The sequence below is a fragment of the Enterococcus sp. FR204 genome, assembly GCF_031143325.1.
Classification (GTDB): domain Bacteria; phylum Bacillota; class Bacilli; order Lactobacillales; family Enterococcaceae; genus Enterococcus_B; species Enterococcus_B faecium.
Map to the genome: position 1 here is coordinate 136,858 of NZ_JAKZIW010000001.1, position 10,258 is coordinate 147,115.

A 10,258-nucleotide genomic window follows, 5' to 3' on the forward strand; every position below is an offset into this window, starting at 1 on the left:
CAAGAAGGAAAAAGCAACAAGCGCTTTAGTTATCATGCTGATTATTTCAATAAATAGGAGAGATCACTTGCCAATGTCGGATACCCCATGATATAGCTATCCAACTCTTTTTTAGTCAATTTTTGATTGATGACTAGTGTCAAATCATCGATCAATTCGTCTGCTTGCTCGCTAATCACTGCAGCACCAATCAAATAATTTTGCTGGTCAAAGGTCAATTCAGCCTTAGCAACTGGTTCATTGACACGATGATAGGTGAACCAACTGGTAAGATCCATCTCTACCACTTGATCTGACGAAGAGGCGTGACTTTTTGTAACTCCTACTTCAGCAAGTTTAGGACTGGCATAGACAATCGTAGGTATAATCGGATATTTGATAGGTTCGCTTGTTGCATCCGTTATCCGCTTAGCTACATAATTTCCTTCAAAAGTGGCGACTGGTGTCAATTTGGGGGTTTTCCTTGAAACAATATCTCCACACGCAAAAATTTTTGGATTGCTCGTTTGCAGATAATCATTGACTGCAATTCCGTGTTTATCAAAGACGACATTCGCTTGTTCAAGTGCTAAAGATTCTGTATTCGGCTGTCTCCCAGTCGCACAAAAAATCATATCTGCTACTAATTCCATCTCTTTTCCGACTAAACGATAGCGAGTACCTTCTGAAATGATCTTTTGGGTTTCAACATCAAAAGCAAACTGAATGCCAGATGCTTCCATTTGATGGACGGCTTCCTCTACCAAAGACGCCTCAAATTCTTTTAATGGCCGTTGATTATGATGGACAATGGTTACTTTGCTCCCTGCAGCATTGGCAATCGTAGCTAGCTCAAAAGCAATATAACCACCACCGATAAAAATGATTTCTTTAGGCAGTACAGGCAATGATAAAAAGTCTGCACTAGTTTTCAAGTATTCCTTTCCCTCCACTGGTAAGATCGTAGGTCTTTGCCCGGTTGCCAAAACAAAGTAATCCGCATGGAAGACTTCTTCGTTGACTTCAATAGATGAATCATCCAAAAAACGAGCGGTTCCTGAAAGATGATCGATTTCAGCTTCTGCTAATTGTTTTTTTCGGCTTTCTGGGACTGGATCCGTAAATGTTCGTTTGAATTTTTGAAGTTCTTCCCAGTTGGCAGTTGGGATCTCGTTAAAACCTTTTCCACTCAATTGTTTTACCCGATTACGTGCCTCTACTGCACTTAACAAGACTTTTTTAGGATCACATCCACGGTTAGGACAAGTCCCGCCCCATAGATCTTCTTCGACCACTAGTACTGTTTTACCTGCTTCTTTCAATCCATAAGCAGCACTTAAGCCACTCACACCTGAACCGATGACGATTGCATCATATGTTTTCATTTCCTTCCTCCTCTCGACTTAAAAAAGCAAAGATTTCTTTACTTGTCAGCGACCCAATACTTCTTTGCTTTTCTACTATCACAATGCTTGGATACACCGAAAGAAGCGAATATACTTCTTTCATAGGCGTATCAAAGCAAACTTGTTGACGAGCATTTTCTGGTATTTCATTTAAGAAATATCCATTGACGACTAAATCTTCTACTCGCCACTCTTTCGTCTGTTTCGGTTCATCAAAGAAATGCCGAACGTAGTCGTTTTTAGGATTCATCAATAACTGCTCTGGTGTGTCACATTGGATAATTTCTCCATCCTTCATAAATGCAATACGATCACCTAGCTTGATTGCTTCTTCCATATTGTGCGTAACGAAAACGATGGTCGTGCCCAATTCTTCGTGTAAGGACAAAACCAATTCTTGTAATGAGTTTCTTGAAATCGGATCTAATGCGCTAAATGGCTCGTCCATCAAAATCACATCTGGGCTTGCAGCAATAGCTCGGATGATCCCGATCCGTTGCTGTTCTCCTCCAGACAACTCTCTAGGCATACGATCTCGATAAATATCAGGAGATAAGCCAACTTTTTGAAGAAGTTCATCTACACGGTCTGCTCTTTTCTGCTTTTCCCAACCTAACATTTCAGGGATGACTTCAATATTTTGCTTGACTGTCATGGTCGGGAACAAAGCGATTTGCTGCAGCACATATCCCATATTCCACCGCATTTTCTGCAGATTATATTCATTTAACGATTTTCCTTTGAAGTAGATGTCTCCTGCTGATGGTTTAGATAATCCATTGATCATTTTCAAAGTAGTTGTTTTTCCACTACCGGAAGGACCAACCAAAACAAAGATTTCTCCTTTTTTGATTGCCAGATTTAGGTCATCGATGACATACTTTCCATCATACTTTTTTTGCACATGTTTGAACTCGATTAATTTAGTCACTGATCTTCCTCCTTTACTAATCCTTCATTTTTCAGGAAGATTCGTGCTACTTCTGTCGGCTTTTTCTTTTCGACATTGACTTGGTAATTCATATCAATCATTTGATCCTCTGTTATTTTTCCGCTTAATTTATTCAGTGCTTTAACGATTTCAGGATGTTCTTTAGCAAAATCTTTTTTCATCAGCGGTGCGCCTTGATAAGCTGGGAATAACCCTCGATCATCTTCTAGAGTCACTAGATCGTACTCCTTGAGCTGGCTATCTGTGGAATAGGCATCCACAATATTGACATCTCCATTATTGATTGCTTGGTAACGCAAACTTGGCTCCATGCTTTGTACACTTGAAAAATTCAAGCCATATGCTTCTTGGATTCCTTTATATCCATCTGAACGATCAATAAATTCCAGTGTGAATCCCGCTTTGATCTGATCAGAGATAGCTGCCAAATCGGAAATCTTTTTAAGTTGATGTTCGTTCGCAAAAGATCTCTTGACTGCCAAGGCATACGTATTTTGGTAAGCCATTGGTTTTAATAATGTCATATCGAATTGCTTATTCAATAATTCTTCTGCTTCGTCATATGTTTTTTCTTTTGTCAAATCAGCACTTTTCATTGCTTCAGGTACCTTCACCAAGCTTTCTAGGACAGTACCTGTGAACTCAGGATAGATATCGATTTGACCTTGATCCAGTGCATTGAACAAAAAACTCGTCTTGCCAAAATTCGGTTTTAATTCAACTTCTGTTTTTGTGTTGTCTTCAATCAATTCTTTATACATTTGGATCAGGATTTCAGGTTCCGCTCCTAATTTTCCAGCAATCGTGATGGTTTCATTTTTAAACAAGGCAGACTGATATAAAGAAACGCCGCCAAATAAACACACCACTGCTGCTAAAGTAATGATGGAATATCGAGGTTTCTTATGCTGCAACCAACGAATCAGTCCGCTGAATATAATGGCAAGCAAGGCAGAACTGATCGCACCAATCAATGTCAAAACAGGTGTATTTCGGTCAATACCTAACAAAATAAATGTCCCTAATCCACCTGCTCCGATCAATGCTGCCAAAGTAGCCGTACCGATGATTAAAACTAAGGCAGTTCGGATACCTGAGATAATGACAGGTAATGCGATGGGAAGCTCTACTTTCAGCAAGCGTCTCATTCTGGACATACCAAATGCTACCGCTGCTTCTTCAATAGACGGGTCAATTTCAGCTAGACCAATATACGTGTTTTGGAAAATCGGAAGCAAAGCGTAAATAACAAGTGCAATCAATGCTGGAACAGTTCCGATCCCTACAAATGGGATAAGTAAACCTAATAAGGCAAGTGAAGGAATCGTTTGGAGCACACCCGTGATCTGCAATAAGACTTCTGCCATTTTTTTATGATTGGCTGCCCAAATCGCTAAAGGAATAGCAATCAGTGCTGCAATCAGCAAAGAAATGAGAGAAATGGACAGATGTTGAAATGCAGCTTCCAGCAACTCGCCTTTTCTTTCACTTAATGTTTGTATAAAATTATTCATGCGACCTTCCTTTCTGTTATTCTTTAAGTATAAACATTTCTTTCCTTTTTCCCAACTAACTTGTCTTGCCTTAACCTTACAGCACGAACAAAAAAAAGAAAAAAATACCTCTAAATATGCTGACAAAAAAAGAATCCAAGCAACAAAGTCGGATCAACTTTTTGGTTCTCGTTTTTTCACTACGAATACCATAAAAATCTATACGAAATTGTCACTTGGAATCAGCTATATCTTTTTTACACACACAACTTTTATTTTAATAAAAAGAAACAGCCAATAAAGTAGAAATCTCGTGGGGGAGAACACCTTTATTGGCCTGTTCAACGAATATTATACTGTATCATGACACTTTTTTGCCAAAAATGTAAAAAACGGTTGTTTTGACATCATAAACGTCTTGTTTTCTTATTTTTACTTATATCACCACTTTATTTTCTATCTCTTTCACTCCATAAAGCGGAATGAGTTCTTCTTTTGACTGATAATAAACAGCTTTCTCACGGTTCTTCATCAAAAAAAGAAAGATGTCTTTCATAGCAAGTGGTGCTTTGCCGTGTTCAAATAAAAAGATAAATTGATTTGCTTTATTTATCTGGACCATTGTCACAGGCACCAGTTTTTGTTCTTGAGCCAAAAAAACTCCTTTATACTCTGTTTTTTTGGGTGATTTTGTAAGAATTGTCAATAAGTCTGCTGCTCGCATTTTTCCACTCCTTATTTGATAAATAAAAAGAAACAGCCAAAAATAATTTTTTTTCATTTTCCTCTTGAAGTAAGAGTATAAGTCAGTATAATAAAGAAGTTGCTGAAAATTTTCAAAAGAAAAGAGGCTAGAAATGAAAAAAATAAATTTATTTACAGAATTGTGCGGAATCATTTTAGGCGCAGGAATCTACGGATTAGCTGTGACAGGAATCAATATTCCATCTAAGCTGGCAGATGGTGGGGTTACTGGTATTGCTTTGCTTTTGCATAATCTTTTTGGATTCGCTCCTTCTGTCACTTCACTGCTTTTTAATTTACCTTTATTGCTTATCTCATTGTTTCTTTTTGGAAAACACGCTTTTCTCCGGACGATCGTCGGAACATTTGCGCTAGTTTTCTTTTTACATTTATGGGAGAGCCTTCATATACATTTTGCTGTAGATAGTCTACTGATCAATAGTTTGATGACAGGTATTCTTTCTGGCATTGGTTGCGGTCTCGTCTTTCGATTCGGCGGAAGCACAGGCGGAACAGATATCATTTATCAAGCCATTGAAAAATATTTTCATATTAAGATTGGCAAAAGTCTTTTCTTGATTACTTTTGGTATTTTAGTTGTCTCCTTGCTTTACTTGGATCTCACACATTTTCTGTATACATTACTTAGCTGTTCTATTCTATCTTATACATTGAATAAAGTGAAGTATCTGGAAATTGGATCTGTTTTGCCCCAATTGGAAGCAAAACAGACTACAGAAACATTTGAACCACTTGATCCTCTTGAACAGTTAGAGCACTGATTCTTATTTTTCACTACTTTGTTTAATTTACAGAAATATCATTATGTAAACTAAAATGATATTATTCAGTAAAATCTTCTTTATAAAAAAATAAAAAATAAACTATTTTTGCAAACGATCTGCGAAAATAGTTTGTTTTTTTATTTTGCCATTATTTTCTTACTTATTGGGAGAAAAAATTCGCTTAAACTCAAAAAAATCTGAGGATACGATATAAACTTTCGGATAGAGTATAAAATAAGGAAACGCCGCAGCGTTTCCTTTCCAACTGTAGCCGAATATAAATTTGTATATCACTTATTTAAAATAGCTATTTTCTCCCAAAGAGTTTCCTTGATCATCGATCAATCCTTGTAATGAGCGTTCTAAGATACCATGGCTTTTTTTCGATTTTTTTCTTCTGACTGCTTTGTTTCCTCTAACGTTTTTGTTCGATTGAATGTTCGTACAGACGGCTCACCATTTCTTTTTTCTTGATACGGCGTCGGTTCTGTATCGAACAACAGATAAGAGTCATCCGTTTTTTTCATCGATTCGATTAAATGATCCTCAGAAATTTTGCTTTCTCTAGGGTCTGGGATAATCGATGCGGGTACATATTTAGGAACAAAATAAGAACGCTCCCGCACCTTCGTGTCAACAGATGCGTTTCGTGTAGTATGCTTGGACTCTGTCCTTGTTTCACTTTGTCTGACAGAACGAGAGGAATCACCAAAAAGTTTTTTTCGTCCTGTCGATGTGATTTCTGATTGGTAATGGCCGGTATAATCCGGTAATTTTCCTTTATGCTTTTCCAAATTTTCCTTACGCGGAGCTGACTTCAATCCATTTGTTGCACGACGCTTGCGACGGATTTTCTCGGTGTTCGTGTTCGTGAAATGAAATTCTTTCATCTGCTCAAACGGGGACTGATTCTGTTCAGTCAAAAGATCTTCTTGTCCGTCAAATAATACTCGCTTCTTGTCGTTGGTTAATTTTACGCCTAATTCATCATCGTACGCAGGAAAACGGAAATGTTTTCGTCTGATTTCTTTCATTCAAACCATCCTTCTCAAAAATGGAACTTTTCTCAATAATAGCACAGATTCATTGTTTTCAGTAGCAATGCGCTGATTATTTTAAGAAAATAGCGATGAATTTCATAAATATATATATAGTAATAAGACTTAATTCGTTGTCTCTCTGATAACTAGTTCAGGAAAAAAACGACGATAACCTTGACTCGCCCCTTTTTCTTCTATTTTTTTTAACAACATTTCTCCACATACTTCACCCATACGTATAATATCTTGCTTGATCGTTGTCAATTTAGGTGAACTGATTTGGTCTAAAAATACCCCATCAAATCCAATCACACCAAATTCTTCGGGCAAGTGTCCTCCAGCATTTATAATCCCTCTTACTGCTCCTAGTGCTAGCCGATCTGAACTACATACAAAACAAGTTTTATCTGTAAAATCTGCCCAGTTTTCTGTCATATATCTTTCTACTTCTGTCGAATGATTTGGAAATCGCAAGATTTTACTAGGAAGATCAACTTCCTTCATCACAGATAAATAACCAGTTTCCCTTGAAATTTCAAAAGGCTCGTCCACTTCGATACCGATATAAATAATCGTTTGATAATCTCTTTCTAAGGCATATTGCGTTGCTTTTGCTGTACCATATTCATTATCGCTGTCTACATAATCATATCCTTCAGAATTTTCCCCAAACAAGACAACTGGTTTTTCCAAACGATCGATCCAATCGAAGTCTTTTTTTCTGACACCTGTGATGATGTATCCATCACAAGAACCGACGTCGAAGGCATCATTTGTAACTAATTGGAGAGAATAATGCGCTTTACCGATCCGTTTAGCGATTCCCATCAGCAAATTCATGTAATAGGGCTCAGTTGTGTCGATTTCTTCCAGTATAAATAATTTGATGATCTGCGACCGATTCGTGACAAGTGCTTTTGCAGCAATATTTGGACGGTAATCCAGTTCAGCCATTGCTGAGAAAACTAACTCTTTCAATTCGTCAGTCACCTGTTCCGGATGATTGATGACTCGAGAGACCGTCATTTTTGAAACATTGGCACGTTTTGCAACATCTGCTAAAGTGGGCATGCTCTCTTCCTTTCTAACATGTTGTCATTCTTACTATCAATTATACCAAATTTTCCTAACAGAGTTTATTATAGCCCAAAATAAAAAACGGAAAATCCTCTATCGTCATGAGTGATTTTCCGTTTCAATTATTTATACTTTTTTATCAAATTTTTTGCTAAAAAAGTGGAAGCTTCTTCCATTAGTGGTATTTGTACCATATGTCGCTGTGTTTTTGAGGAACGAAAAACAATTTCTTTTCCGTAAGACTTATGCCGATTTTTTTCTACAAATCGTTCCGTTTGTATATAAGGAATTTTTTCGTCAGCTTGTCCATGCCAAAAGAACAGAGGACGTCCAGCTAACTTTTCCGGCTGCAATGACAAATCATAGCTCTTAACCCATGAAATCAAATCAAAATAGTCTTTTGGTACGACATAATTATATTCCGATGCGCGCCTTACGATTTCTTTTCCATATTCCAAAGGTGCAGGGGAACCCATCAAACACACGCCCGCTACTATATGAGGATGTTTAGCCAACAAGGCGCATGTTGTCATTCCCCCCATCGAAACCCCGCCAACTGCAAGCTGATCATGTAGAAGACCTCTTTTTTCTAAATGCTTGATAAGTGTGTCAAATTCAAACAGATTTCCGTAGATACTATCCCAAAATGTATAGGATGGAATAGAAGAAACCGGCTGTTTGCGCTCCCCATGATTCATCGCATCTGGCAGGATCACACGAATGCCCTGCTGCGCAATTTTTCTTCCTTGCGTCAAAACTAACTCCTTACTTGTCTGCCATCCGTGATAATAGATGACAACGGGAATACGTTCCTCTCTTAATTCTTTCAGAACAACTTCTAACACTGGAATATGATGGACAGAACGTTTCAATATAATTGGATTCAATTGTTACTCACCTATTTTCATTAAATTTCCTGATCGCCATAGCAACCATGCTCCAACAGTTGTCTGGAACAGGTTCAGTGTACCAAATAATATAAATGCAGGACTGAATGGCTCGGGAAATAAGCACAGAGAACAAAGTCCCACCACTCCTAATGCTAGCGAAAGGAGTGGATAAATAGAAAAATTCAAAAAACTGGCAACGCTACCGAAAATATTACCAATAAACAGTATCAAAAAGAAAAAAACGCTTAAAATTAAACCATCTGTCAGCGACATCTGAAAAACAATGTTCTCTACCTCAATTGGCTGTTGAATCGAATAGACACCTAAGTATATACTGAGAAGGAGACTTAGCACGTGGCTGGCACAAAACACACGATTGACCGTTTTCATTTTAATCACCTAACCTATCTTTATAATTCTATTATAATCATTTTATCATTTTTTTGTATGTATAAAGTTTCAATTTTTCTTCACTTACGATTTTCTTTGATATTGTTGTTATATAAATGAAAGGAGTTTTACAAATGATTGATCCAAAAATGTTGGGGATGATCTTCCTCATTAATTTTGCTTATATCACTCTGAACACGTTACGTTTCATGTTGACAATGAAAGGCTATCGACTGATTGCTCCACTTGTCAGTATGGTCGAGATCACGATTTATATCGTCGGCTTATCCCTTGTTTTAGATCGTTTAGATAATCCACTGAATTTATTTGTCTATGCGTTAGGTTACGCAGTAGGTATCAGTGTCGGAATTTTGATTGAAGACAAATTGGCATTAGGATACATCATGGTCACAACGATTTTGCCAGCAAATAGCGCAGAAGATAAAAGTTTGCCGGGTATACTGAGAGAACACGGTTATGGTGTGACACAGACTTCTGCAATGGGGCTGGAAGGTGAGCGGCTAGTTCTCGAAATACTTTCTCCTAGAAAAAGCGAACGTGAACTGTATCGCCTGATCAAAGAAATCGAAGAGCGTGCTTTTATCATTTCTTATGAGCCAAAATATATTTCAGGTGGTTTCTGGACTAAAAAAGTGAGAAAACGACAAGGAAAATAACTCACAAACTTAAAAACTGTCTAATATCTAAATTAAATTTTAAATGTTAGACAGTTTTTATTTATTATTTTGATTAAAAAACATCGACATATACTCATCAATTTGTTATTATACTTTATATACTTATCAATTTAATTTGGAGATATTATGGAAATTCAACGTAGAACCACTAATTTTTTACATTTAGGCTCTTTTTTTGCAACTTTGACGATCTTATTTTTTCTATGTTATTCATACCTTAAGACCTCACATGCGCCTTCTAGTGCATTAGGCTGGTTGCTTTTGGATCATTCTGATATCACAGAAGCCGAAGAAAATCCGTTTTTTTTGATTTTGTCTTCTCTTTGCGGCTTACTGTTTTCTGTTTATTTCGGTGCCTATTTTTTTCATCGACATCCTGGTACGTTAAACGAAGCTTCAAGCGTATTGATTGCATTTAAAACGTTTTCTTTTTTAGCAATTCTTTTTTATTCGTTTAATCACAATACGCTTTTCTTCTTTATCATGAATGGTTTAGTCGTGATTTTATCCATTTTTACTTATTTTATTTTTTCACTCATTTTTAGCCAATTGAAATGTCCGCTCTTCTTTCAATTAGTTCCTGTCACCTGTTTTATTTACAGCTTGTTTTCCTTTTTTGTCCTTGCTTTAATGCCACTGACCAACCCTTCGACGATCCAAGTCGCAGGAAATCTGTTGGATATGCTCTTCATCGTCAGTCTAGGTGTATTTATGTGGCAAAGAAAAAACAAACAAAATAAAAAGCATTTTGAAGCCTGACTATTACAACTTCATAAATGCTTTTTTAGTTTTAAACACTTCAAT

10 protein-coding genes and 1 pseudogene are annotated in these 10,258 nt (G+C 37.0%); 3 read left to right on the forward strand and 8 right to left on the reverse strand.

All coding sequences use genetic code 11. The annotated features are described in order from the left end of the window. Window positions 1-41: 41 nt before the first annotated feature. From RG571_RS00670 to RG571_RS00685, 4 genes are all read right to left on the reverse strand, one after another. Window positions 42-1,364 carry an NAD(P)/FAD-dependent oxidoreductase gene (locus RG571_RS00670; RefSeq protein ID WP_002339395.1) on the reverse strand — a complete coding sequence of 441 codons (1,323 nt, stop codon included), beginning with the start codon at window positions 1,362-1,364 and terminating at the stop codon, window positions 42-44. After that, window positions 1,351-2,316 (reverse strand): ABC transporter ATP-binding protein, encoded by a 966-nt coding sequence (locus RG571_RS00675; protein WP_002289763.1) that lies wholly within the window; start codon window positions 2,314-2,316, stop codon window positions 1,351-1,353. Before RG571_RS00675 ends, RG571_RS00670 begins: the two co-directional genes overlap by 14 nt. After that, a complete protein-coding gene (locus tag RG571_RS00680; RefSeq protein ID WP_002289765.1) occupies window positions 2,313-3,851 on the reverse strand; it encodes an ABC transporter permease/substrate-binding protein in 1,539 nt (512 codons plus the stop codon). The genes RG571_RS00675 and RG571_RS00680 overlap by 4 nt, the downstream gene beginning before the upstream one ends. Window positions 3,852-4,266: 415 nt before the next feature. Beyond that, on the reverse strand, window positions 4,267-4,554 hold the full coding sequence (locus RG571_RS00685; protein ID WP_002324669.1) for a hypothetical protein: 288 nt from the start codon (window positions 4,552-4,554) through the stop codon (window positions 4,267-4,269). A gap of 133 nt (window positions 4,555-4,687) precedes the next feature. Between RG571_RS00685 and RG571_RS00690 the strand changes: the two genes are divergently transcribed. Next, window positions 4,688-5,356 (forward strand): YitT family protein, encoded by a 669-nt coding sequence (locus RG571_RS00690; protein WP_079157998.1) that lies wholly within the window; start codon window positions 4,688-4,690, stop codon window positions 5,354-5,356. Between the two features lie 297 nt (window positions 5,357-5,653). Here RG571_RS00690 and RG571_RS00695 read toward each other — a convergent pair. The 4 genes and pseudogenes from RG571_RS00695 to RG571_RS00710 all read right to left on the reverse strand — a co-directional run bounded on the left by RG571_RS00695 (window position 5,654) and on the right by RG571_RS00710 (window position 8,756). After that, window positions 5,654-6,393 (reverse strand): annotated as a pseudogene (locus tag RG571_RS00695) (hypothetical protein). Window positions 6,394-6,522: 129 nt separating this feature from the next. Next, window positions 6,523-7,470: a LacI family DNA-binding transcriptional regulator gene (locus RG571_RS00700; protein WP_002289258.1), complete on the reverse strand. Its 948-nt coding sequence runs from the start codon at window positions 7,468-7,470 to the stop codon at window positions 6,523-6,525. A gap of 128 nt (window positions 7,471-7,598) precedes the next feature. Further along, a complete protein-coding gene (locus tag RG571_RS00705; protein WP_002289259.1) occupies window positions 7,599-8,363 on the reverse strand; it encodes an alpha/beta fold hydrolase in 765 nt (254 codons plus the stop codon). Between the two features lie 3 nt (window positions 8,364-8,366). Continuing rightward, window positions 8,367-8,756, reverse strand: a complete 390-nt coding sequence (locus RG571_RS00710) for a hypothetical protein (protein ID WP_002297001.1) — start codon at window positions 8,754-8,756, stop codon at window positions 8,367-8,369. A gap of 134 nt (window positions 8,757-8,890) precedes the next feature. Between RG571_RS00710 and RG571_RS00715 the strand changes: the two genes are divergently transcribed. Next, entirely contained in the window at window positions 8,891-9,433 is a 543-nt protein-coding gene (locus tag RG571_RS00715; protein ID WP_002289260.1) for a DUF2179 domain-containing protein, read from the forward strand. Between the two features lie 147 nt (window positions 9,434-9,580). Further along, window positions 9,581-10,213: a hypothetical protein gene (locus RG571_RS00720; protein WP_195193466.1), complete on the forward strand. Its 633-nt coding sequence runs from the start codon at window positions 9,581-9,583 to the stop codon at window positions 10,211-10,213. The last annotated feature ends 45 nt before the right edge of the window (window positions 10,214-10,258 follow it).